At 32.6% G+C, this 25,024-nt stretch carries 20 protein-coding genes and 1 other annotated feature; of the genes, 19 read left to right on the top strand and 1 reads right to left on the bottom strand.

The genetic code is table 11. The features are described from left to right. Positions 1 to 230 precede the first annotated feature (230 nt). The 9 genes from D4Z93_RS08360 (at position 231) to D4Z93_RS08320 (ending at position 14,391) form a co-directional block, all read left to right on the top strand. A complete protein-coding gene (locus D4Z93_RS08360) occupies positions 231 to 2,594 on the top strand; it encodes a glycyl radical protein (protein ID WP_119972432.1) in 2,364 nt (787 codons plus the stop codon). Between the two features lie 32 nt (positions 2,595 to 2,626). Further along, a complete protein-coding gene (locus D4Z93_RS08355; protein WP_207666740.1) occupies positions 2,627 to 3,517 on the top strand; it encodes a glycyl-radical enzyme activating protein in 891 nt (296 codons plus the stop codon). Between the two features lie 157 nt (positions 3,518 to 3,674). Then, positions 3,675 to 4,571: a LysR family transcriptional regulator gene (locus D4Z93_RS08350; RefSeq protein ID WP_119972428.1), complete on the top strand. Its 897-nt coding sequence runs from the start codon at positions 3,675 to 3,677 to the stop codon at positions 4,569 to 4,571. Between the two features lie 615 nt (positions 4,572 to 5,186). Then, on the top strand, positions 5,187 to 6,335 hold the full coding sequence (locus D4Z93_RS08345) for a YkvI family membrane protein (protein ID WP_119972425.1): 1,149 nt from the start codon (positions 5,187 to 5,189) through the stop codon (positions 6,333 to 6,335). Positions 6,336 to 6,514: 179 nt separating this feature from the next. Next, the gene (locus D4Z93_RS08340) at positions 6,515 to 7,663 is read left to right on the top strand and encodes a YkvI family membrane protein (protein ID WP_119972423.1); all 1,149 of its coding nucleotides are present in this window, start codon (positions 6,515 to 6,517) and stop codon (positions 7,661 to 7,663) included. Positions 7,664 to 7,728: 65 nt separating this feature from the next. Beyond that, entirely contained in the window at positions 7,729 to 8,655 is a 927-nt protein-coding gene (locus D4Z93_RS08335; protein ID WP_119972421.1) for a glycyl-radical enzyme activating protein, read from the top strand. A gap of 58 nt (positions 8,656 to 8,713) precedes the next feature. Further along, entirely contained in the window at positions 8,714 to 11,071 is a 2,358-nt protein-coding gene (locus D4Z93_RS08330; protein WP_119972418.1) for a glycyl radical protein, read from the top strand. Positions 11,072 to 11,196: 125 nt separating this feature from the next. Beyond that, a complete protein-coding gene (gene glmL, locus D4Z93_RS08325; RefSeq protein ID WP_119972415.1) occupies positions 11,197 to 12,591 on the top strand; it encodes a methylaspartate mutase accessory protein GlmL in 1,395 nt (464 codons plus the stop codon). Positions 12,592 to 12,639: 48 nt separating this feature from the next. After that, a complete protein-coding gene (locus D4Z93_RS08320; RefSeq protein WP_119972412.1) occupies positions 12,640 to 14,391 on the top strand; it encodes a cobalamin-dependent protein in 1,752 nt (583 codons plus the stop codon). A 61-nt stretch (positions 14,392 to 14,452) separates the two neighbouring features. Here D4Z93_RS08320 and D4Z93_RS08315 read toward each other — a convergent pair whose 3' ends face one another. Then, positions 14,453 to 15,226: an IclR family transcriptional regulator gene (locus D4Z93_RS08315; protein ID WP_119972409.1), complete on the bottom strand. Its 774-nt coding sequence runs from the start codon at positions 15,224 to 15,226 to the stop codon at positions 14,453 to 14,455. A gap of 278 nt (positions 15,227 to 15,504) precedes the next feature. Between D4Z93_RS08315 and D4Z93_RS08310 the strand changes: the two genes are divergently transcribed. From D4Z93_RS08310 to gatC, 10 genes are all read left to right on the top strand, one after another. Further along, positions 15,505 to 16,704 (top strand): DUF362 domain-containing protein, encoded by a 1,200-nt coding sequence (locus tag D4Z93_RS08310; protein ID WP_119972406.1) that lies wholly within the window; start codon positions 15,505 to 15,507, stop codon positions 16,702 to 16,704. Between the two features lie 306 nt (positions 16,705 to 17,010). After that, positions 17,011 to 17,553, top strand: coding sequence for a 2-oxoacid:acceptor oxidoreductase family protein (locus D4Z93_RS08305; RefSeq protein ID WP_119972402.1), 543 nt, complete (start codon positions 17,011 to 17,013; stop codon positions 17,551 to 17,553). 1 nt (position 17,554) lies between these two features. Continuing rightward, a complete protein-coding gene (locus D4Z93_RS08300; protein ID WP_119972399.1) occupies positions 17,555 to 17,860 on the top strand; it encodes a 4Fe-4S binding protein in 306 nt (101 codons plus the stop codon). Then, positions 17,853 to 19,043 carry a transketolase C-terminal domain-containing protein gene (locus D4Z93_RS08295; protein WP_119972396.1) on the top strand — a complete coding sequence of 397 codons (1,191 nt, stop codon included), beginning with the start codon at positions 17,853 to 17,855 and terminating at the stop codon, positions 19,041 to 19,043. The genes D4Z93_RS08300 and D4Z93_RS08295 overlap by 8 nt, the downstream gene beginning before the upstream one ends. Then, the gene (locus D4Z93_RS08290) at positions 19,033 to 19,923 is read left to right on the top strand and encodes a thiamine pyrophosphate-dependent enzyme (protein WP_119972393.1); all 891 of its coding nucleotides are present in this window, start codon (positions 19,033 to 19,035) and stop codon (positions 19,921 to 19,923) included. The genes D4Z93_RS08295 and D4Z93_RS08290 overlap by 11 nt, the downstream gene beginning before the upstream one ends. Positions 19,924 to 19,942: 19 nt before the next feature. Continuing rightward, a complete protein-coding gene (locus D4Z93_RS08285; RefSeq protein ID WP_119972391.1) occupies positions 19,943 to 21,412 on the top strand; it encodes a 4-hydroxyphenylacetate 3-hydroxylase family protein in 1,470 nt (489 codons plus the stop codon). Next, the gene (locus D4Z93_RS08280) at positions 21,405 to 21,695 is read left to right on the top strand and encodes a hypothetical protein (protein ID WP_119972388.1); all 291 of its coding nucleotides are present in this window, start codon (positions 21,405 to 21,407) and stop codon (positions 21,693 to 21,695) included. Before D4Z93_RS08285 ends, D4Z93_RS08280 begins: the two co-directional genes overlap by 8 nt. 57 nt (positions 21,696 to 21,752) lie before the next feature. Then, positions 21,753 to 22,910 (top strand): pyridoxal phosphate-dependent aminotransferase, encoded by a 1,158-nt coding sequence (locus D4Z93_RS08275; protein WP_119972385.1) that lies wholly within the window; start codon positions 21,753 to 21,755, stop codon positions 22,908 to 22,910. Between the two features lie 67 nt (positions 22,911 to 22,977). Beyond that, positions 22,978 to 23,221, top strand: a binding site (T-box leader). Positions 23,222 to 23,369: 148 nt separating this feature from the next. Then, on the top strand, positions 23,370 to 24,653 hold the full coding sequence (aspS, locus tag D4Z93_RS08270) for an aspartate--tRNA(Asn) ligase (RefSeq protein ID WP_119972383.1): 1,284 nt from the start codon (positions 23,370 to 23,372) through the stop codon (positions 24,651 to 24,653). Between the two features lie 68 nt (positions 24,654 to 24,721). Beyond that, the gene (gene gatC / locus D4Z93_RS08265; RefSeq protein ID WP_119972381.1) at positions 24,722 to 25,006 is read left to right on the top strand and encodes an Asp-tRNA(Asn)/Glu-tRNA(Gln) amidotransferase subunit GatC; all 285 of its coding nucleotides are present in this window, start codon (positions 24,722 to 24,724) and stop codon (positions 25,004 to 25,006) included. Positions 25,007 to 25,024 lie beyond the last annotated feature (18 nt).

Raw genomic sequence — 25,024 nt, 5'->3', positions numbered from 1 at the left:
GGAATTACAAATCCTATATTGAATATAAGGTTATTATATCATTGTTTAGTAATACCATAAACTTCAAGATATTTTGAATGGAAGTATATGACTTTTAGTAATACCCGATATTAAATAAGTGAACTTTACTACTAAAAAGAAGTATGCTACCATAAAATAGAAAAATATATTCAAAAAAATGACAAAATTCTTGGTAGTAAATTTTATAATTTTTAAGGGGGAATGCTTATATGTTGACAGAAAGAATTAAAATGTTAAAAGAGAAACAAAACAAAGTAAAACCAAGTATTGGTGTAGAAAGAGCAAGACTTGCTACAGAGGCAATTGAAAAACATGCAGTAGAACCACCAGTATTACAAAAAGCGTATATGTTGGCACATATTTTAAAAAATATGACTATCTTTATACAAGATGGTGAATTGATTGTAGGAAATCTTGCAGATAAACCACGTTGTGCTCCAGTTTTTCCAGAATATAATTCGGAGTGGATTGTAGAAGAAATTGATGAATTTGCTACAAGACCGACTGATCCTTTATTGATTACAGATGAAGAAAAAAAGGAGTTGGTGCAAATTTTATCTAAATGGAAGGGCAATAGCTTTGAAAAAATAGTAGAGAGAAATTTATCTGAAAAATCAAAAAATGCTGAAAAAAGTGGTGTTATGACTATCGGAAACAGAGATTGCGGAACAGGGCACTTACTTCCAGATTATTATAATCTCTTGAGAAATGGCTTGAATTATTATAAAGAAAAATGCCAGCAAAAAATTGCTGAAACCGTTATCGATTGCAGGGAAAAGGCAGAACAAGTAGATTTTTGGAATGCTGTAATTATTGCTATTGATGGGGTAGGTGAACTTGCAAGGCGTTATAGTGAATTGGCAGCAAAATTAGCTGAAAAAGAAAAAGACCCGGTGAGAAAAGATGAATTATTGGAAATTAGCAGTAATTGTAAAAATATACCATTGAAGCCTGCAAAGACATTCATGGAAGCAGTGCAATTTGTATGGTTTATCCATGTTATTATCAACATTGAAACGAACGGTCACGGAATTTCATTTCATAGATTTGATCAATATATTAATGATTTTTATGTAAACGATTTATCAAAGGGATCTATTACAGAAGAGAAAGCTATAGAAATCTTACAGTGCTTTTTTATTAAAGTTACAGATATTATCAAACTTCGTGATAAATTTTATAGTGAATCATTTGCAGGATATCCTATGTGGCAAAATCTCATTATTGGTGGTCAAACATCAGACGGTAAGGATGCAAGCAATGAAACTTCATATTTAGTATTAAAAGCCAACAAAGGAGTGCAAACATCTCAGCCAACAGCATCTTTGCGTTATTTTAATGGAACTCCAGAAAAACTTGTAGAAGAAGCTCTGAAAATGATTCAAGAAGGCATGGCTACTCCAGCGTTTTTTAATGATAATTTAGTAATTCCTATTATTATGGATAAGTTTGGGGTTTCCATAGAAGAAGCTAGAAATTGGGGAATTCAAGGATGTGTTCAGCCATGTGTAGCTGGATATTCAGATGGACGTCCAACAGTAGGCTATGTAAACCTTCTAAAATGTTTAGAGCTAGCTTTGCATAATGGTATTAATCCAGTAAATGGAGAACAACTTGGACCTAAGACGGGTGAACTTGAAAGTATAGATAGTCTAGAAAAATTAAAAAAGGCGTTTTATACACAAATTGATTATTTTGTAGATTTAATGTTAACTGGATTTAATGTTGTTGGTGCTATGCATGCACTTCGTGAACCAGCACCTTTTGCATCAATGACTATTAATGATTGCATAGAAAAGGGAAAATCAGTACAATCTGGAGGAGCCAGATATTCTGAATCGGGAGCATTTATTTGTGGTATTGGAAATACAACAGATGCAATAGCTGCAATTGACACATTAGTATTTAAAAAGAAAACTTTAAGCATGGATCAGTTAATGGATGCACTGAATATTAATTTTAAGGGAAAAGAAGATATAAGACTCACTCTTTTAAATAAAGCTCCTAAATATGGAAATGATAATGATTATGTTGATTCCATTGCTGCCGATATAGTTAAACATTATAGAAAAAGTATATCGAGGTATCATGATTCCAGAGGAGGAAAATATGTAGTTGTAATAGAATCTCAATCTCTTAATGTTTCTCAGGGAAAAAGTGTTCTTGCTTCTGCTGATGGAAGATTTGCACATGACGCTGTCAATGACAACTGTTCTCCTGTAATGGGGAGAGATATAAATGGACCTACAGCAGCAGTAAAATCAGTTGCGAAATTGGATCAAAAGAATGCACAAGATGGATGTTTATATAATATTAGATTTGAGCCTAGAAGTATTCAAGGTGAAAAAGGACGCCAGGTGCTGGAAAGTGTTATTAAAACGTATTTCGACAACATGGGAGAGCATATTCAGATTAATGTTATAGATAATGAAACTCTTAAAGCTGCACAAAAAGAACCAGAAAAGTATCGTAATTTGCTAGTTAGGGTAGCAGGATATCTTGCTTACTTTACAGAATTGGATAAACATGTACAAGACAATATAATTTCAAGAACTGCGCATGTACCAAGTTAATTAAAATGAATAAAGCATGTTATATAGGAGGAGTGCAGCGTTTTTGTACAGAGGATGGGCCCGGGATTCGTACAACTATATTTTTTAAAGGATGCCCATTAAATTGTGCATGGTGCCATAATCCGGAATTGTGCAGCCCATTTTTTTCAATTCATTACCAAAAGAAAAAGTGTATTTTATGTGGTCATTGTATAGAAGCTTGTCCTGTTAATGCTCTGCATTCACAGGACAATGGGATTGTTATAGATAGAGAAAAATGCATTCAGTGTAGAAAATGTATTGAAACATGTTGCTCTGAAGCACTTTATACGAAATCGCATGAGTACAATTTGGAGGAGTTAATTGATGAAATCGAAAAGGATAAACAATTTTTTGAAAATTCTAATGGTGGAATTACCTTAAGTGGTGGTGAAGTTTTAGCAAATAGTGAGTATGCGATAAATTTGGCAACTGAGGCTAAAAAGAGAAATATATCTGTGGCAATTGAAACGAGTGGCTATGGTAAATATGAAGATTTGCATGTGTTAGCAGAAATATGTGATTACATCCTTTTTGATATTAAGCATATGAATTCAGAAATGCATAAAAGGTATATCGGTGTTTCAACGGAAATTATTATGAGGAATCTTTTAATGCTTGTAAAAGATCTAAAAATTAGAGAAAAAATAATAATTAGAGTTCCTTTTATTCATAATATAAATGATAGTGAACAGAATGTGGAACAACTTTGTGATTTTATGATTGCACAGGGATTAAAGAGGATAAATATTTTACCTTATCATAATATGGGAATATCTAAAGGGAGAGAAGTAGGAATTATTCAACAAGAATTTGAGACACCACCTGATGAGGTATTGGTAAAGACAAAAGAAAGATTTCTTAAAGAGGGCATAATGATAGAAGTTCTTGGCATGGCTGATTGATAAATAAAGTATTACCAGAAGTCTTAGGTGACAGAAGGTAATACTTCATTTTCATATGATTCATCAATTTGTGAGAGTATATAGAAAGAAATGATGCTCTGGTATAATAGAAAAATGACGATAAGGAATAGGAATAGTGTTAAAGGAGAGAGGATAAATGGATATCAAAAAGTATGAGGTTTTGCTAAATACTCTTGATAAAGGCAGCTTTTCTAAAGCCTGTGAGTTTCTAGGATATACTCAATCTGGAATCACTCATATGATGAATAGTCTAGAGAGAGAGGTAGGTTTTCCTATTTTACGAAGAAGTAATAAGGGGATACAGTTGACAGCAGAGGGCCAGAGGGTACTTCCTACTATCCGGGAATTAGTGAAATTGAATGCCAAACTCAATCAGGAATTTGATTTAATTCGTGGAGTAGAAACTGGTAAGGTATGTATTGGTAGTTTTCCCACTGTTGCCGGTGTATGGTTACCAAAAATATTTCGGACCTTTCAGGAAAAATATCCTAAAATACAGATTGAACTTTTAGAGGAAAATAGCCTAGAGCGTTTAGAAAAATGGTTAGCGGAAGGTTCCATTGATTTGTGTTTTGTAAGTAAACAACCATATCATACTTTTAAATGGATAAAGCTGAAGAATGATCCATACCTTGTAGTACTTCCTAAAAATCATCCTTTAGCAAAATATGACTGTATACCGGCAAAGTTTATCACAGGAACTTCTTTTCTTATGTGCATGTCTCTGGATGGATTGGATAAGGATATCAGCAGATATTTTAGGAGAATGGGGATTTCAATGAAATACAAGTTTACATCTAATTCTGATTACACAATTGTGTTTATGGTAGAACAAAATTTAGGAATTAGTATGTTACCGAAACTGATTCTAGATAAAATTCTTTGTAATTGTGGTAAAAGTGTTGTAGTAAGGCCACTGTTACCACCAGTATATCGTGAACTTGGTATAGCAATCCGTTCCTTGCAGGATATTTCTCCAGCAATGAAGCGATTTATTGAATGTACTAAGAAAGTATTATTGGAGGAGAAATAAAGTATAAATGCCGGGTAAATATTTTCTTAAGAATAGTTATAATTTTAACTATGAATAAAAAGAATCTAAAATTTTATATTATGGAATTATAGAATTTATTTTAATAACAAGAAGAATAAGATAGCTTTCAAATAATGCATATCCATGACAACGATTCGAAATATATAAGAAATAAAAGGTATGAATTTACCTTTTAAAAATAAATGCATTTTTAATAAAATGGAATTGACAATTCTATAATATAAAATTATACTGTATATAATAATAAAAATCACTAATATATGGTATATATAAATAAAAAGCAATCCCAAAATAGTTATATGTTTAACTATTAGAACCATTAATTCCTAATTGTAGAATTATATTTCTCACTATAATAACAAAATGAAAACGATTATATGCAAATAAAATTACAAATATTATTTTAAAGCATGTATTATAAAGAATTAAAATTTTAATAAAACTGTTAATATTAATCCGATAAAAGGGGGAATGATGATTGATTTTAGTAGATTCATTAAAAAGTATGTAACAGAAATTTAGTTCTTTATTAATAAGAAATAGCTATAAAAACTTTATAGTTACTAACTTGAAAATATTGGATGGAGGATAATTATGGGGAAAGAATCGATTAATGTAAAAAAGATTATAATTATTGCTGGAGCATTATGTGCATATTGGATTGGATCAGGATTTGCAACAGGACAAGAAGTTTTGCAATTCTTGGCAACAAGTGGTGCGATAAAAGGTATTATCGGGGCTATAATTTATGCAATTTTATTGGGCTTTTTTGTTTATACCTTATACGGAGTAGGTCAAAAAATGCAATTTGAAGATCCATATGACATTTTTGAGTATTATTGTGGTAAATATATAGGAAAAATTTATATGTGGTTCAGTGTTATATTGATGTATGGTATATATGTTACAATGCTGGCAGGTTCAGGCGCTACAATTCATCAGTATTTTGGAGCTCCAACGAACATAGGTACCTATATCGTGGCGCTTTTAGCGTTGGGCACAGCAATTCTAGGAGTTGAAAAACTTCTTGATATAATAGGTGTTATAGGGCCTATTAAGATAGTATTTTTAACTATAATGGGTATTTCTGCTTTAGTTACTCTTGTCGGAAAACCAAATTTGTTATCAGTTAATAGTGTTCTTATAGCAACAGCAGGATTTAAAATAGCTTCTAATAATTGGCTCTGGTCGGCAATATTGTGGGCATCTTTGGGTCTTATGTTTGGTATCACATTCTTTGTTATTAGTGGATCATCTTGCAAGAGTTTAAAGGAAGCAAGGCTTTCAAGTATAATTGGTGTCAGCGCAATTTCCATTGAAGTTGTTTTGCTGGTTATAACTGAAATTGTCTATTTAGATGTTATTAAAGGGCAACAAGTGCCTACATTAGCAATTGCTAAATATATTTCTCCTATTTTAGGAATGATTTTTTCTCTAATATTGATACTGTGTATTTATTCTGCGGTATCTTCTATGATTATGGTTGTTACTAGAAAATTTGCTGTTGATAAAACTAAAAGGTTCAATATTGTAGCAACAATATTAACCCTTGCTGGTATGTTTGCTGGTACATTATTACCTTTTGATCAATTAGTAAATATTTTATACCCTGTTTCGGGATATATAGGGATTTTGTTAGTAGGGCTTATGATTTATAAAGAATTTATAAATAAGAATGCATTCCCATATAGTAAAAATGATAAGAAGATTATTGAGAATAGTGGGGAAAACATTACCCGGTAGAAATATTAATTCTTAATTATAGAATTATGTCACTTAATATGAAAATGATTATATAAGCGAAATGACAAACTAAAAAAGTACTCGGGAAGAAGTTATTAGAAAATTAATTTTTTTAATGAATGAGGAATAACTATTAAGAACTTATAATAATTGATCTAAAAATATTAAGGAGGATGATTATGGAAGAAGAATCAATTAATATAAAAAAAGTTATAATCCTTGTTGGAGCATATTGCGCTTATATGCTTGGGTCAGGATTTTCAACAGGACAAGAGGTTTTGCAATTTTTTACGTCAAGTGGAGCAACAAAAGGGATTATATCATCAATTATTTTTATGGCCTTTATGATGATATTTTGTTACGCCTTATATGGGGTAGGTCAAAAAATGCAATTTGAAGATCCATATGATGTTTTTGAATATTATTGTGGCAAATATATAGGAAAAATTTATACATGGTATAGTGTTGTATTGTTATATGGTATATATGTAACAATGCTCGCAGGAGGAGGTGCTACAATTCATCAGTACTATGGTGCTCCTACATCTATAGCTACTTGTATTATGGCTCTTGTTTCATTAGCGACAGCAATATTAGGAGTAGAAAAACTTATTGATATAATAGGTGTTATTGGTCCTATTAAAATTTTATTTATGATAATAATAGGTGTTGCTGCTTTCATAACTCTTGCGGGAAATCCGAATTTATATTCAGGTAATAGTGCTTTTATTTTAACGACAGCATCAGGAGTTAAAACGGCGTCTGGCAATTGGTTATGGTCAGGAGTGTTATATGCATTTCTTGGACTTATGTTTGGTGTATCGTTTTATGTTATTAATGGACAATCTGCAGGAAGTGTAAAAGAGGCACGACTTTCAGGTATGATTGGAACTGTTTTTTATACATTAGCGATTATTTTACTCATTGTAGCTGAGACTGTTTATTTTGATGTCGTTAAGGGTCAACAGGTACCTACATTAGCAATTGCTAAGCGTATAACTCCTATCTTAGGATTGATATTTTTAATAATAATAGTACTGTGTATTTATTCGGCATTGTCTTCTATGATTTTAGTTATTACTAGAAAGTTTGCTGTTGATAAGACTAAAAAATTCAATTTTGTTGCATTAGGATTAACACTTATTGGAATGCTTGTTGGCAGCGTATTGCCTTTTGATAAATTAGTAAATATTTTGTACCCTATTTCGGGATATTCAGGTATTGTTTTCTTTTTATTTATAATTTATAAAGAGTTTATAAATAATAATGCATTTCCATACAGAAAAAATGATAAAAAGATTGTTGAGAATAATGGGAAAACGATTTAATTAGTAAAGATATTCAATTAGAGTTTTAACTTTTAACAGGAAATAAAGATGGGGAGAGGTGAATAATGCATACTGGAGTAGTATTTAATATTCAAAAATGTTCTATACATGATGGTCCGGGAATACGAACACTGGTATTTTTAAAAGGATGTCCTTTGAGATGCTTATGGTGTTCAAATCCAGAGTCACAAAAAGTTGAACCTGAAATTGCATCCTTATATAAGCGTTGTATCGGATGCCGTGCGTGTGAAAAGATATGCCCTCAAAAAGCTATTAGTTATGACAATGGTAAAATGCTTATTGATAAAAAATTATGTAATAACTGCAATTTATGCGTTGATGTGTGTTGCACAGATTCAAAACAAGTTATGGGGAAAAAAATGACAGTAGATGAAGTGTTAACAGAAATATTAAAAGATAGGCCATTTTATAAGAAATTAGGAGGCGGAGTTACTTTTTCAGGTGGAGAACCTCTAATGCAGTCAAATTTTCTTTTAGAAATCTTAAAAGAATGTAAAGATTTTGGAATTAATACTTCCATAGAAACCTCTGGATATGGAAGTTATTCAGTACTAGAGGAAGCCTCAAATTATTTAGATACTATACATTTTGATATAAAACATATGAATGAAATAAAACACAAAGAACTCACAGGAGTTTCAAATAAACTAATATCAGATAATTTAATAAAACTCAACAATAAACTGAAAGAAAGAAAAATTATAGTCCGTATTCCTGTAATTCCTGGATACAATGATTCAGAAGAAAATATAAGGTTAACTGCACAATTTTGTACACAATTAAAAGCAATAAAGAGGATGGAACTTTTGCCATACCATAATCTAGGAGAACATAAATATAAGAGTATAAATAGAAACTATGAACTTGGCGAGGTAAAAGCTCCTGATGAAAATTATATGAAAAAACTTATGAATATAGCCAAAAATATTCTTTATAATAAAGGAATTGAATGTTTAGTTTTACATTCCTGACAATTTTAAAAGAATTAAGGTAATATATTTAAATATATTAAGGGGGATTGAATTAATTATGTTAACAAAAAGAGTAGAAAAATTAAAAAGTAGACTGAGAGATACAAAACCAAGTATAGATGTAGACAGAGCAAGGTTGATTACAGAGTTTTATAGACAATGTACACTTGATTCACCAGTGCTTGTGAGGGCTAAGTCTACTAAGTATTTACTTGAAAACATGAGTATTTATATAGCTGATGATGAATTGATAGTTGGAAATCAATCATCCGAATTTAGGAAAGTACCTGTATTTCCTGAATATGGTTCTACCTGGATAATTAATGAGATGGATCAATTTTCAACAAGAGGTACAGATCCTTTAGCCATAGCAGAAGACGATAAAAAAGAATTGCTAAGTATTCTAAAATTCTGGGATGGAAAGAGTTTTAACGAATTTGCAACGTCGAAATTAAGTAAAGAGGTACTTGAAGCTGAACAGGCAGGTGTATTATCTGTAGGATCAAGAATTACATCAACAGGTCATGTTGTTCCAAATTATTCTAAAATTCTTGATATTGGATTGTCTGGCATTATAAAAGAAGCAAAGACCCAAATAGAAGCAGTTAACACAGTTGATGATGTAACTCAGAGAAAAGTTGATTTTTGGGAAGCAGTAATTATTGTTTGTGAGAGTGCTATAAAACTTGCAGAAAGATTCTCTTTGACAGCCAAAAAGTTGGCAGCTAAGACTATAGACGGCAAAAGAAAAGCTGAACTTGAATTAATTGCTGAGAATTGCATGAATGTACCTAAGAATTCTCCTAAAACTTTCTATGAAGCTATTCAATTTGTTTGGTTTATGCATTTCATAATGCAGATAGAAACTAATGGACATTCCATCGGATTAGGAAGATTTGATCAATATATGAATAAGTTTTACCAAAAAGACTTGAAAGCTGGAATAATAGATCATGATAAGGCCGTAGAACTAATTGAGTGCTTATGGATAAAAATCACGGAAATAATAAAGGTTAGAGATCATTTTGAAGCACAAGCATTTGCAGGTTATCCAATGTGGCAGAATGTAGCGGTAGGAGGTCAAACACCAGACGGATTGGATGCTACAAATGATGTATCATACTTAGTACTGGATGCCACAGAAGATGTCCAAACGACTCAACCGTCGGTTTCATTTAGATATCATGATAATATAGATCATAGATTTTTTAGAAAAGCACTTAAAATAACACAAAAAGGTTTAGCAACTCCTGCATTTTTTAATGACAAATTGGTTATACCCTTAGTTTTGCAGAAAGGTGCGACAATAGAAGAAGCAAGAGACTGGAGTATTGAAGGTTGTGTAGAAAATTATGTTACAGGTAAAACAGATGGACGTCCAGTTGTAGGATATATAAATACAGTTAAAATAGTTGAATTAGTTTTAAATAATGGTAAAGATCCTTTAACAGGAAAGCAATTGGGACTTAAGACAGGGGAATTGAATTCTTTCAAGGATTTTGAAGATATAATGATAGCTAATGAAAAGCAGACAAAATATTTTGTAAAATTAATGCTGGATGCATACAATATCGTAGGTGCACTTCATGCTACAAGGGTTCCTGCTCCATTTGCATCATGTTTGGTTGATGATTGCATTAAGAAAGGTAGATCATTACAAGAAGGGGGAGCAAAATATAATTTTTCAGGAACTTTTATTACTGCTTTGGCAAATGCTGCAGATTCTTTAGCTGCAGTAAATGAATTGGTGTTTAAGAAGAAATTATTTACTCTTGACGAATTGAATAATATTCTTAAAGACGATTTTAAGAATAATGAACAGGTAAGACAATTGTTGTTAAATAAGGCGCCTAAATATGGAAATGATGATGATTTGGTTGATGGGATTGCAAGGAGAATTGTTAAAATTAATGCTGATGAACTTGTAGATTATAGGGATAATAGAGGTGGTAAATATGTTTTATCTGTTTTGTCACAATCCTTCAATGTTATGCAGGGAAAGAGTGTAGGTGCAACTCCAGATGGCCGTCATGCATATGAACCACTAAGTGATAATGCTTCACCAGTTGCAGGCAGAGATGTAAACGGACCAACTGCAGTTATAAAATCACTTTCTAAAATTGATCAAATGAAACCTCTAACTGGATCTTTATTAAATGTAAAATATGATCCCAATATCGTTAAAGGTGAAAAGGGTTTAGATATTTTAGAAAACCTAATAACATCATATTTTGATATATATGGAGAGCATATACAAATAAATGTTGTCGATGAAAAGACATTAAGAAATGCCCAGAAGAATCCAAATGATTATAAAAATCTTATGGTCAGAGTTGCCGGATATTCAGCATATTTTATTGAACTTGATAAGGAAGTTCAGGAAAATGTTATTGCTAGGACAGCTCATACGTGTTAAGTAGTCTTAGAAAGATTTAAAATAAGATGCTATTACATAAATAATTCAATAGTTAATTATGTAATAGTTTCTTATGTTTAGAGTTTAAGCAAATAAAAATAAAAAATTTGAGAGGAAATTAAAAAATGAGTTTTGCGATATTAGTTGATTTTGGAAGTACCTTTACCAAAGCAGCAGTTGTTTCTCTTGAGAAAGAAGAATTAATTTTCACAACTCAGACACCATCTACGGTTAAAAGTGATGCCAGAATTGGTTTAAAAATATGTCTTGATAGAATTAGAAATAATATAGGGAACGAAAGTTTTGATAGTGCTGTTCGGTTGGCATCTAGTAGTGCAGCAGGAGGACTTCGGATGGTTGTTGTAGGCTTGACTAATTCATTAAGCATGATGGCAGGCAAAAATGCTGCTTTTGGAGCAGGTGCCAAGGTAATAAAAGCTTTTTCACATAAACTAACTGATAATGATATAAGTGAAATTGAAAAGATAAATCCAGAAATAATTTTATTATGTGGTGGATATGAAGGCGGAAATGTAAATTGGTCGATAGATAATGCTAATAAATTGGCTCAATCTTTTAATATCCATTCCCCAATTGTATATGCAGGTAATAGCAAGATTTCAAATGAAATAAGGGCTATCTTTTTAAATCAACAAAAAGAATGTTTGATAGCAAAGAATATTATACCGGATGTAGGAACTTTAGATGTTGAATCAGCAATTGAAACTATTAGAGGAATCTTTATGGAAAAGATAGTTAATATGAAAGGCTTTGACAAAGTTAAGGAATATGTGGGGAATGTGGTTATGCCAACTCCAGCTGCAGTGCTTACTGCAGGGAAGATATTGGCTCAGGGGACAGAGAAATATCCAGGACTTGGAGAAATTATGATAGTTGATGTTGGAGGAGCCACTACGGATGTACATTCCTTTTCTCCCCAAAAGAAACATTCAGATATAAGAGTTGTAGGTGCACCAGAACCCTATGCGAAAAGAACAGTAGAAGGAGATTTAGGAATTCGCGAATCTTCGAATTCACTACTTGAAGCTGCAGATTGCAGCAAGTTATTTGACGATTTTAGAATAACGAGAGAGTACATTGAGAAGGCTATTAGGCGAAGAATTGCAGATACATCTATATTGGCAGATACTGATGTTGAAAAAAATATTGAGTTTTTTCTTGCCAAAGAAGCTGTGAGGATTGCTACCCGTAGGCATGCAGGTCAGTTCTTTTCAGGGTATAGTAATAAAGTAAATATGATTCAGAAAGGAAAGGATCTTAAAAATGTTGAATTTATAATAGGCACCGGGGGTCCAATTATTAATGGGCTAAATTCAAAATCAATATTAAAATCGGCATTAAGTGATTCTAATATTGAGGCTAATATTTTGCTGCCGAAAAAGTCAGAATTTTTATTGGATAAAAAATATATTCTTTATGCAGCTGGATTATTATCACAGATTGATAAAAACATCGCATTTAAAGTCTTAAAAGACAATTTAGTAAAACTAGACAATTAACAAAGAAAGTATGATATAAGAAATTTCTTTTAAAGGGAGGAATTGGCTATGAATATGTTGACTAAGAAAGATTTAATACCTGAAGAATTGCCCCAGCTTAAGGATCTTATGGGGGAAATAAAAAAAATCTCAAATAGTATAACTATTGGAGAAACTCTTTTTATGAAAAAATATGGAGTGAAATCTGAAGCTGAATATAAATTAAAATGTATAAAAGAAGGTAAAATTATGCGCCATGCCCATATAGGCTGGAATTCATGGGAAGAAACTGCTAAAGGATTTAAATATATTTATGATGAACTTACTAAGCGTGGTTTGACACTAGACAGGTTTGGAGTATGTCTTGACTGGGTAATGGGTGTTCCCAAAGAACTTCGTTACAAGGTCAATAAAGGGACAGGGCTTATATTTGATACCCCTGAAGAATGGAAACAGGTAGGTCAGATTGTTCCTATTCAGCCGCATTTTGGTGATCATATGATAGGATCTTTAAATTCGGTTGAAAATGTTAAATTAGCACTCGAAGCTGGTGTTACAACTATGGGAAATGTTTCCCAATTTTATACTTATGAATATCCAGGGTTAATGGATAAAAGCAGCCGGGTAATAGGAATGGTTAAAGCAATAGGAATTATGGCGGAGTTTAAGGATAAAGGGGCACTTATTCATGCAAATCTTGATGATGGATTTGGAGCACAATTTCATGATCTTGCAAATCTTACAGGATGGGCTATGCTTGAAAGATATATAGTTGAAGATTTAATTGGAGGAAGCTTGTCACATTGTTTCGGTAATTTATTTAGTGATCCTACCTTAAGGATGATATTTCTTCTTACTATGGATGAAATCAACGATAAAAATTCATTAGGTTCAATGTTATATGGAAATACTATAGATTTTTCCAATGATTATGATAAGAATTATGGGGCACTTTCATCATTTCAGATAGCTGATATGGCTGCACAAATGTATAGGCCTACTGGACATGCTGTAACCCCTATTCCCATAACTGAAGCAGTACGTGTTCCTTCTCCAGATGAAATAGTTCAGGCTCATGTAATTTCAAATATGCTTGAAGAAAAAGCAAAACATTATTCTTTATTTATGGATTGGGAAAAAATATCATGTGAAAAAGACAAACTTGTAATGGGTGGACAGATATTTTTTGAACGTGTTATGAATGGACTTGAGGATATAGGTATAGATATTAAAAATCCTTGTGAATTATTTATGGCTTTGAAAGAAATTGGAGCTGCCAGATTAGAAGAATACTTTGGAGTAGGAAAAAAAGATCCTTATGCCATGAGAGGGCGTATTCCATTAAGACCAACAGATATCGTCTGGACAATAAATAATAAAGAGAAAAAAATCAGTGAAAATATTAAGAATCTGGAAAAATCATTAGAAGGTGTAAAAATAGTACTAGGTGCAACTGATGTTCATGAATTTGGTAAAGAGATAGTCAAATCAGTTCTTCTTAAAGCGGGAGCGAAAGTATTTGATTTAGGTTCAAGTGTAGACCCACAGGAGATAATAGATACTATAATTGAAACTGAAAGTAAGTTTGTGGTTATGAGTACATTTAATGGTATTGCACTATCTTATGCTAAAAATCTATGTGAACTTTTTAAACAAAATAAGCTGAAACCTACATTCTTCATGGGAGGTTTACTCAATGAGAATATGGACGGCGGCGGACTTGCTGTTGATGTTAGTGATAAGCTTGAGAAACTAGAGGTGATTTGTTCCAACGATGTAAATACTCTTATTGATGAAATTAAATACAGGATGGTATCTTAAGGGAAAATATAGGGTTTGTAACTGAAAGCTTAACTTTTCTGTTGCAAACCTATAGTATGCTTTAATATGCTTTAGTTAACTCATCCGAAATGTTTTTTGCGGCATCAAGCATATCCTTTACTATATCAGGAATTTTTTTGAGGTCTACTCTATATTTAGGTATTGTGGTACTTATAGCAGCTGTGCTCCTGCCTTTATAATCAATAATCGGAACACCTATACAAAATAATCCAGTTTGAAATTCCTCATCTTCAATAGCATAGCCGTCTTCTTTTATTTTTGATAGTTCTTTCCATATATCCTTGGTATCAGTAATAGTTTTGTCGGTATTATGTTCAATATTAGATGGTATAATAATCTTGTTTAAAATTTCCGGGGGCTGAAAAGCTAATATACTCCTTCCAAGAGAGGTACATAAAGCAGGATACTCTACTCCAATTTCAAAATTTGGCCTGAGTATATTTGGTGAATCTACCTTAGTAAGATAAATTATTTTTTTCCCTTGAAGTATAGCTAAGTTAACTGTTTCACCATGTTTTTCAACTAGTTTTTCCATATAGATTTTTGCTCCATCTATCCATTCTAAATTTTTTGAATAGTTTTTGCTTATATTATAAAGAGCAATACCAAGGCGATATTTATGGGTTTTAGGATTTTGCATTAAGTAGTTTTTTAATTCTAAAGTATTTACAATACGTTGTACAGTACTCGCCGGAAGATGTGTATTTTCACTAAGTTCTATAATACCTTTTTCATCTGGACTGCTAAATTGATCTAAGATTAATAAGGTTTTAATTACGGATTTAACATATGAAGTATCATTTTCTATTTCCACTTTGGTCCTCCTTTAAATCGGTTTTGATTTTATTGGCAAAAAAGATATAATTATAATCTTTTTCATATACTATTATGGAATACTTTATTTTATTTTTCAATACAATTCTGAAAAAATTCAATTTATTATATAATACTATTGTGAAATTCTATAATAAAGAATTGACAATTCCTAAAAATGAAATTATAATAAATAATGTCAATAATTATATTTAAATTTTATGTTGTTATAGAAGCGAATTTAAAATAGGATAAAATGATAATAAAGGAGTGAGTGTTATGAGTACAGTATCTATTGTTAAAACTAATGGTAATACTGAAAAAGACATTGATATCGCTGTGAGAAAGTCCGTAGAGATGATTGGTGGTTTGAAAGATATAATAAAACCACAGAATATGGTTTTAATTAATCCAAACTTGGTGGCACCAGGAAAAGATAGATTATCAGGTGCAGTTACCCGTTATGAGGTATGTAAAGCCATTGCAGATATAGTAAAGGAGTTGGGAGCAGAACCTGTTATCGCAGAATCTTCTGCGGCCGGAGTAGATACTGAAAAAGTTATAGAATTTGCAGGATACGATAAGCTCAGAGAAAAGGGATATAAGGTAGTTGACCTTAAGAGATCAGCTCGTCAGAAAATCGAATGCAAAAACGGTATGATTGTACAAGCATTAGAATCTTGGGAATTAGTAGCTAAAGCAGATGTTATTATAAGTGTACCGGTCATGAAAACTCATGATCAAACTGAGGTCACTCTTGGAATTAAGAATTTGAAAGGGTTAATTCATGATAGCCAAAAGAAGAAATTCCATCAACTCGGGGTTATGCAGGGAGTAGTAGATATAAATCAATGTCTCAAACCAAAGTTAACTATAGTTGATGGGATAGTAGGTCAAGAGGGACTTGGACCTATATTTGGGAATCCGGTTAAATTAGGATTGATTATTGCGTCAAAAGACCCCGTAGCAGCGGATTCAGTAGGAAGTGCCATTATGGGTTATGATCCAAAAGATATAAAAATAACTAAAATTGCATATGAGCGTGGTCTGGGAGAAATTAACCTTGATAAGATAGATATTAAAGGTGAATCTATAGAAGATGTAAAGCATCGTTTCAAGCGTGCCTCTGAAACTGAATTAGAAGGTGTCCCTCCTTTTACAAAGATTGAAGATGCAGCGGCATGTACGGGCTGTAAAAATACGCTTATAAGTGCGATTATGGACATGAAAAATGATCATATAGAACATTTGCTTGAGGGCAAGACAATTGTATTAGGGCCGGTGAGTGAAGAAAAAATTCCTAAAGATATAAAAAAGGAAGATTTAATACTCCTTGGAAAGTGTACAAAACATTTAGAGAAATATGGTACACATGTAATGGGGTGTCCACCTAATAATATCTGGGTAGTAAATGCAATAGCAGGAGATAGGGCAAAAGTGGCAAGAAGATATGCTACTGAAGAAGATGCAAACGATTAACAGAAAGATTAGACTTTAATAGTGCATAAGTATATGCATATAAAGGATATATTGAATTTTTATATAACATAATAAGCATAGATAGTTATCATATCATTGGTATATATCTATGCTTTTTATTTAATATTTATATTTATGTATATATTCAAAAATATTAAATAAAAAGTATAAAAGGTATGGAAAAAATATGTCACTTATGTTAATATGGAATTATAAATTCTGTATAACGGAATTAAATATAAATGTTGTGTCTTATTTATAAGAGATGTTTTTTTGATATACATGACATAAGAAAGGGGATATTTTATGATTGAAATTCGCTGGCATGGAAGAGGAGGACAAGGAGCATTTACTGCTGCAAGACTGCTGGGACATGCTGTATCAATTCACGATGGTAAATATGCTCAGGCATTTCCATCTTTCGGACCCGAGAGGAGGGGAGCTCCTGTTTTAGCATTTACAAGAATTAGTGACAATAAAATTTCTGACAGGAGTCAAGTTGAGAAATGTGATTATGTAGTAGTTTTAGATGAAACATTATATGGCCCATCGGTTATAAAAGGTTTAAAAAATAATGGAATATTAGTTATAAACTCTAAAAAAAATCCTTCAGAATTTGCCGGGCATGGATTTAAGGTGATAACTATTGATGCTACTGAATTATCCTTAAAAACTTTAAAGAGACCTATAACGAATGTTCCTATGCTTGGTGCACTTATAGCAGCATCTGGACTTACAAATTTAGATGCCGCATATGAGTCAATTGATTCTGGGTTGTCACCGGCTATAAGAGAAAAAAATAAAAAGGTATTGCTTGAGGCATATAATTCTGTAAAGGAGGAAGCGTAAATTGAATAAACCAAAAGTGGAAACATTTAATCCACCTAAAAAAATAAGTGAATATCCATTAGGACCTTCATCCTATTCAGGACATTTAACAGAAGTAAGCTCTGGAATGAGAACTTTTCGTGCTGTAATAGACAATGATAAATGTGTAAAATGCTTAAGATGTTTTATGCTTTGCCCTGATGGTGCAATAGATAAATCGGGAGATGTTTTAGAAATTGATTATGATTACTGCAAGGGTTGTGGTATCTGCGCAAAGGTATGTAAATTAAATGCAGTAAGTATGGAAGAGGAGGCAAAATATGAGTAATAAACAATTTATATCTGGTGATGAGGCAGTTGCTGTTGGAGCTAAATTAGCTAAACCACAGGTTATTTCAGCATATCCAATCACACCCCAAACAATTGTTGTTGAAAGATTATCTGATTTTGTGGAAGATGGATCCTTGAATTCCGAGTATCTATATGTTGAATCAGAACACAGTGCAATGTCATCATGTATAGGAGCAAGTTCAGTTGGTGCCAGAACTTTTACAGCTACATCTTCTCAAGGACTTCTCTATATGTGTGAGTGTCTTCATTATGCTAGTGGATCCCGTTTGCCGATTGTCATGATGAATGCTAATAGATCTACGGCAACTCCCTGGAATATATATGGAGATCAGAGAGATTCTCTTTCCCAGCTTGAGTCCGGGTGGATTCAATTTTATGTCGAGGATGCCCAGGAGGCTTTGGATACAGTTATTCAAGCATACCGTATAGCAGAAGATCCTGAAGTAATGACTCCGGTTATGATAAATCTTGATGGATTTGTATTAACTCATACTTATGAACTTGTTGATATTCCGGAACAAATTGATGTAGATAGTTTTATACCTTATCAGGATTATGTTAATAAAATGGATATTGATAATCCTAAGAGCACATGTTTTACGGCAGGACCAGATTGGAATACAGAATTCCGCTATCAACAAAATTGTGCAATGCTGAGTGCGATTGAAAAGATAAGATGTACTGATGCCGAATTTGAAAAAAAATTTGGACGTTCATATGGTGGATTGGTTGAAGATTACAAATGTGATGGTGCAGATGTTATCCTGGTTACTTTGGGAAGTGTCACTGGAACTGCAAGAATTGTGGTAGATGAGATGAACAAGAATGGCCAGAAAGTTGGACTGCTTAAATTGCGATGTATAAGACCATTTCCAAAAAAAGAAGTAGTCGATATACTGCGTAATGCAAAAGCAGTAGGAGTGCTTGAAAAAGATATTAGTTTTGGTTATGAGGGAGCAGTTTTTTCAGATTTGAATTCATCTCTAACGACTCTTGACAAGGTACCTAAAACTTATAACTTTATTGGTGGACTTGGAGGACGTGATATTTCGAAGGGCGACATAAAAGAGATATTTGAAAAACTTCTTCAAAAAAGCAATAAAAATAAAACAGATAATGTAGAATTTATAAAGTTGAGGTGTGAAAATTATGGCTGTTAATGCAAAAAGTTTAACTAATGAGGAATATTTTTATGGTCATAAAGCTTGTGGTGGCTGTGGAGCAAGTTTGGCAATACGATTAGCTCTAAAGATTTTTGGAAAAAGAACCTTTGCTGCAGTACCGCCTAATTGTATGTCAACTGTTGGTTTTATATATCCTAATTTCCCATTCTTTTGTAATGCTATAATTCCTCCTTTTGCGGCAACCGGGTCAGTTATGTCTGGCATACTAGCTGGTGCCAAGGCTCTTGGACTTAAAGACTATAATGTGATTGGATTTGCTGGAGATGGTGGAACTGCAGATATAGGACTGCAGTCTTTATCGGGAGTTGTTGACCGAAAGGAAAAAATAACTTACATCTGCTATGATAATGAGGCATATATGAATACAGGTGTTCAAAAAAGTGGACTTACTCCTTATGGATCTAAGACTACAAATACCCCTGTAGGTAAAAATATTCATGGCTGCATGACCACAAAGAAAAATATGTTTGAGATAATGGCGGCCCACGATATTGCATATGCTGCAACAGCAAGTGTGGGTTATCCGGAAGACCTTTTAAGCAAATTGGAGAGAGCAAAGAATTGTACTGAAACTTCATATATTCATATTTTTACTCCATGTCCAACTGGTTGGGGAACTCCATCTGATGTAACAATTGATTTAGCTAAAGATGCTGTTGACTGCGGTTTGTGGTTTTTAGCAGAATATGAAAATGGTGAATTTACTGTTAATAAAAATCCGGAGAAATTTACTCCTGTAAAAGATTATTTAAAAAAACAGGGACGTTTTTCGCATTTAACTGAAGAGGACATTGAAATTATCACAGAGCAGCGTGATGCAAAATGGCAAAAAATCAGGACAAATTGGATAAAGTAGCTAAAAAGGAGTGATTAAAATGATGACTGGACAGGAATATAAAGATAGTTTAAGAAAACGTAATATTAAAGTTTATATTAAAGGAAAGTTATTAAAAAGTAATGAGGTAATTGACCATCCATTTATACGTGGACATGTTAATGCAGCGGCATTAACTTATGATCTTGCAAATGATCCGATGTATGAGGATTTAATGACAGTGACTTCACATTTGACTGGTAAAAAGATTAACCGTTTTACTCACATTCATCAAAGTGTGGATGATTTAGTTAAAAAAGTAAAAATGTTAAGAATGATTTCACAGAAGACAGGTACCTGTTATCAAAGATGTGTTGGCTTCGATGCTATGAATGCAACGTATTCTGTAACTTATGAAATGGATAAAAAGTTGGGGACTAATTATCATGAACGTTTCAAAGAATTTCTTCTTCATGTACAAGATACTGATATAATGGTTGCAGGTGCAATGACGGATCCTAAAGGAGATCGTAGTTTACGTCCGTCACAACAGGCAGATCCAGATCTTTTTGTCCATGTTGTAAGCAAAGATGACAAAGGTATAATAATTAGAGGAGCTAAAGCGCATATGACAGGTATGGTCAATTCTCATGAAATGTTAATCATGCCTACTATGGGAATGAAAAAAGAAGATAAGGACTATGCAGTATGCTGTGCTGTTCCGGTAGATGCGCCAGGTATCATTCATATTTTCGGAAGACAGACAAATGATGACAGAAAATGTGAAGGCGATATAGATCAGGGTAATGCAAAATATGGTATTGTTGGTGGTGAATGTCTTACTGTACTTGAAGATGTTTTTGTCCCCTGGAATAGCGTATTTATGTGTGGAGAAACTGAATTTTCGGGAGCTTTAGTTGAAAGATTTGCTTGTTATCATCGTCAAAATTACGGAGGCTGTAAAGGTGGAGTGTCTGATGTTGTAATAGGTGCATCTGCAGTTATGGCCGATTACAGCGGATATAGCAAAGCTGGTCATATTAAGGAAAAAATTAATGAAATGATTCACATGGCTGAAACACTTTATGCATGTTCTATAGCTTGTTCTGCCGAAGGAAAGCCTACTGCTTCTGGTGCATATTTTGTAGACCCATTGCTTGCAAATGTTAGTAAGCATAATGTAACAAAGTTAATATATGATATTGACAGACTTGCTCAGGATATAGCAGGAGGTATTGTAGCTACAATGCCATCTGAGTCTGATCTTAATGATCCTGAGATTGGAAAATATATAAGAAAGTATCTAAAAGGGGTATCTTCTGTTCCTGCAGAAGATCGTATGAAAATTGCAAGATTAATAGAAAATATGACCGGGGGAACGGCACTAGTGGAAAGCATGCACGGTGCAGGCTCACCGCAGGCCCAAAAAGTTATGTATTCTAAATTATCTAATTTGGAGCATAAGAAGCTATGTGCATTGAATATTGCGGGAATTGGGACAGAGGAAAAAGAAGATAAAAAGGTTGATTAAAAGAGTAGGAGTAAAATTTTGTGGTAATTGTAATCCGCATATAAATACAGCCTTTTTATTAGAACAGTTAAAAAATTCTTCCAGAGATATGAAATTTGTCTGCTGGGAAAAAAATAAATATGATATTTTACTTTTGCTAAATAGCTGTCCAGTGGGCTGTGCCACCCGTCCGGAGTTTGACGGCCCACTGGTTATTGTTACTAGTGACTCGGTAAATTATTTACCTGTATCATTTGAGAAAATAGTGAATGAAATATTAAAGGCTTTACGACAAAAATTTTAAACTGTGTTGCCATATTTTATAATATCAAGAAACTATATTTTATAAGGAGGCTTTTATATGGAACATTTATCTGAATTAGCTATAAATTACCCTGCATCGGGAATTAGAAAAATGTTTGATCTGGCTGAACAATATGATGATGTAATAAAACTTACCCTTGGAGAACCAAATTTTGATACGCCTGTTAATATTAAAGAAGCGGTTAAAAAAGCTGTTGATGAAGGGTATACTCATTATTCTCCCAATGCCGGGATGGATGAACTACGTCAGGCAGTAGCTAACTATTATAAAAAGTATTCAAAAGATTATACTTTTGAAAATGTAATGATAACGGTAGGTGGATTAGAAGCACTTACATTGAGTTTGTTTACTACTATAAATTCCGGAGATGAAGTTATAATTCCAGACCCTGGTTTCCCAAACTATGAAGGACAAGTAATGATGGCTGGAGGAAAACCTGTGCCCGTTCCGATTTATGAAGAAAACGATTTTAAAATAAGGGCTGAAGATATTGAAAAGGCAATAACACCAAAAACAAAAGCAATTGTACTTAATTCTCCTAGTAATCCTCTTGGTTCGGTATTGAATAAATCAGATATAGAAGCAATAGCTAAAATTGCTGAAAAATATGATTTACTGGTATACTCTGATGAGGTATATGACAAAATTGTTTATGATGATTGCAATAGTTTCAGTATGGCCGAAATCCCGGGAGTTCGTAACAGAGTTATTGTAATTAACAGTTTTTCTAAATCATATGCAATGACAGGTTGGAGACTTGGATATATAGTTGCGGATAAAAATATAATATCAAATATGCCTAAATTGCAGGAGGGAATGGTTTCTTGTGTACCAACCTTTATACAAAAAGCAGGAATAGAGGCTTTGAATGGATCTCAGGATGCAGTCAAGAATATGATCGCAGATTATGCACGCCGCCGTGATATTTTAATAGATGGATTAAATAATATTCCAGGCATAACTTGTAAAAAATCTCCTGGAAGCTTTTATGCATTCCCTAATATAAAATCTTTTGGTAAAGGTTCACAGGAATTTGCAGAAGAACTTGTGCGGGGAGCTAGAGTAGTAGTAGTACCAGGTTCTGCATTTGGCAAGATGGGTGAAGGTTATTTACGTTTGGTATTTGCTAATTCGGATGAAAACTTACAGGAAGCAATAGCTAGGATAGATGAATATATTAGAAAAACTTATTAATTTTTTTACAATTAACTATTGACTTTTGATTATATGATATCTATAATGAATTCATAATTATTAATTAAAAATAGTGATGAAAGGGAGAGTAAATACAGTTAAGATTTATAGAGAGTCTGGTATGGTGTAAACCAGATATGATTATTGTATTGAAGAACGCCCTGAAGCGGCTAATCGAAATTTTATTAAAAGAGTAGGCTTAGACGATTTCCATACGTTAAAATGGATAGGTATTTTGTTTTATTTGTACCGATTTGAGAGAGCTTTAAAAGCTAATTTAGGGTGGTAGCGCGGAATTTTCCGTCCCTGTACCAGAGAATGGTATAGGGACTTTTTTATATTCTAAATTGGGTTTTGAGTTAATTTGGGTGGCACCACGAGATTGTATTCGTCCCTATGTCAGAAATGATATAGGGGCGTTTTTTATTTTAAAAATATTTTAGTAGGAGGTAAATCTAAATGAAAAGAATGTATGTAGAAGACGTTAAAGGATTTAAAGAGGATGAGGTTTTATTAAAGGGATGGGTACACAAAATAACGGAATTTAAAGATTTTGGATTTGTACAATTGAGAGATAAAACAGGAATAATACAGCTTGTTGTTTGCAAGGATGAGCTAAAGGGATTAAGACTTGAGATGACTATCGAAGCTGTTGGAACTAAAGTTGAAAATAAAAAAGCAATTGGCGGAATTGAAATTAAAGTTAAAAGTATTAAGATTTTAGGAAAAACTTATTATGATATGCTTCCTATTCCAGTCAATGAATACAAAAATTCAGCACATCTTGAAACTGAGCTTGATTACAGATATATAAGTTTGAGGGCACCAAGAGTAAATGCAGTATTTAAGGTTCAAGAGGAGATAACAACAGCTTTTAGAAATTATTTGAAGGAAAATCACTTCTCAGAGATATATACACCTAAAATAATAGCATCAGGTACAGAGGGTGGTTCCGAATTATTTACTGTAAATTACTTTGATCACAGAGCATTTTTAGCACAAAGTCCTCAGTTCTATAAACAAATGATGGTGGGTGCCGGATTTGAAAAAGTATTTGAGATAGGTCATGCATATAGGGCAGAACTTCATAATACATGGAGACATTTAAATGAATATGTAAGTTTAGACGCAGAAATGGGCTTTATAAAAGATGAAAATGATATAATGGATTTAGAAGAAGGGTTCATAAACTATTTATTTTCACATCTTAAGAAAACTTGTAAAAAGGAACTTGAAATGTATGATGTAGATCTTGCAGATGAAGTTAAAATACCAAGAATACCACTTGCAGAGGCTCATAAAATTTTGCTTGATAAGTATGGGAAGAGATCACCAGTTGGAAATATAGATGCTGAAGGTGAAGTGCTTATTTCAAAATATGTAAAAGAAACTTATGATACTGATTTTGTATTCTTAACAGAATATCCAATAGCTAAAAGACCTATGTATACCATGCCTGACGGAAAAGGAAATACCAGGAGTTTCGATTTGATATTTAAAGGACTTGAAATAACAACTGGAGGACAGAGAATTAACGATTATGAAATGTTAAGAGAAAATATAAAGAAATTTGGATTTAATCCAGATGATTATGGCTTCTATCTTGAAAGTTTTAGATATGGAATGCCTCCACACGGTGGATTTGCTATAGGACTTGAAAGAATAACAATAAAAATATTGAATCTTCAAAATGTAAGAGAGGCCTCTACATTCCCTAGAGATATGAAGAGAATAGAACCTTAATTTAGTAATTATAGTTTACGGGAAATTCGTATATTATTTATAAATTGATCTATGTTAGGAGGATAAGTATGGTAAGTGTAAATGAAGTTAAGTATATAGCTAAACTTGCAAAGCTAAAATTTAAAGATGAAGAAGCTCAGAAAATGGCAAAGGAGTTTGAAGCTATTTTGGGATATTTTAAGACTATAGATAAGTTTGATTTAAATGATGTTAATTTGAATAAGTATGATGATGACTTAGAATCAGTGGTAAGAGAAGATAAAGTAAAGGTATTTAATGATAAAGAAAAATTATTTTCTAATATAAAGAGCAGGAGAGAAACTTATATTGAAGTTCCTAAAATTATTGAGTAGCTTTTAGGATAAAAAGGA

Source organism: Clostridium fermenticellae (assembly GCF_003600355.1).
Taxonomy (GTDB): Bacteria; Bacillota; Clostridia; order Clostridiales; family Clostridiaceae; genus Clostridium_AV; species Clostridium_AV fermenticellae.
Note: the sequence above shows the minus strand (reverse complement) of the source record. Positions and strands in the feature narration are given on the sequence as shown.

Coding starts and splice junctions, on each gene's coding strand:
- D4Z93_RS08360 (WP_119972432.1), top strand. CDS start 231: ATGTTGACAGAAAGAATTAAAATGTTAAAAGAGAAACAAAACAAAGTA.
- D4Z93_RS08350 (WP_119972428.1), top strand. CDS start 3,675: ATGGATATCAAAAAGTATGAGGTTTTGCTAAATACTCTTGATAAAGGC.
- D4Z93_RS08345 (WP_119972425.1), top strand. CDS start 5,187: ATGGGGAAAGAATCGATTAATGTAAAAAAGATTATAATTATTGCTGGA.
- D4Z93_RS08340 (WP_119972423.1), top strand. CDS start 6,515: ATGGAAGAAGAATCAATTAATATAAAAAAAGTTATAATCCTTGTTGGA.
- D4Z93_RS08335 (WP_119972421.1), top strand. CDS start 7,729: ATGCATACTGGAGTAGTATTTAATATTCAAAAATGTTCTATACATGAT.
- D4Z93_RS08330 (WP_119972418.1), top strand. CDS start 8,714: ATGTTAACAAAAAGAGTAGAAAAATTAAAAAGTAGACTGAGAGATACA.
- glmL (WP_119972415.1), top strand. CDS start 11,197: ATGAGTTTTGCGATATTAGTTGATTTTGGAAGTACCTTTACCAAAGCA.
- D4Z93_RS08320 (WP_119972412.1), top strand. CDS start 12,640: ATGAATATGTTGACTAAGAAAGATTTAATACCTGAAGAATTGCCCCAG.
- D4Z93_RS08310 (WP_119972406.1), top strand. CDS start 15,505: ATGAGTACAGTATCTATTGTTAAAACTAATGGTAATACTGAAAAAGAC.
- D4Z93_RS08305 (WP_119972402.1), top strand. CDS start 17,011: ATGATTGAAATTCGCTGGCATGGAAGAGGAGGACAAGGAGCATTTACT.
- D4Z93_RS08295 (WP_119972396.1), top strand. CDS start 17,853: ATGAGTAATAAACAATTTATATCTGGTGATGAGGCAGTTGCTGTTGGA.
- D4Z93_RS08290 (WP_119972393.1), top strand. CDS start 19,033: ATGGCTGTTAATGCAAAAAGTTTAACTAATGAGGAATATTTTTATGGT.
- D4Z93_RS08285 (WP_119972391.1), top strand. CDS start 19,943: ATGATGACTGGACAGGAATATAAAGATAGTTTAAGAAAACGTAATATT.
- D4Z93_RS08275 (WP_119972385.1), top strand. CDS start 21,753: ATGGAACATTTATCTGAATTAGCTATAAATTACCCTGCATCGGGAATT.
- aspS (WP_119972383.1), top strand. CDS start 23,370: ATGAAAAGAATGTATGTAGAAGACGTTAAAGGATTTAAAGAGGATGAG.
- gatC (WP_119972381.1), top strand. CDS start 24,722: ATGGTAAGTGTAAATGAAGTTAAGTATATAGCTAAACTTGCAAAGCTA.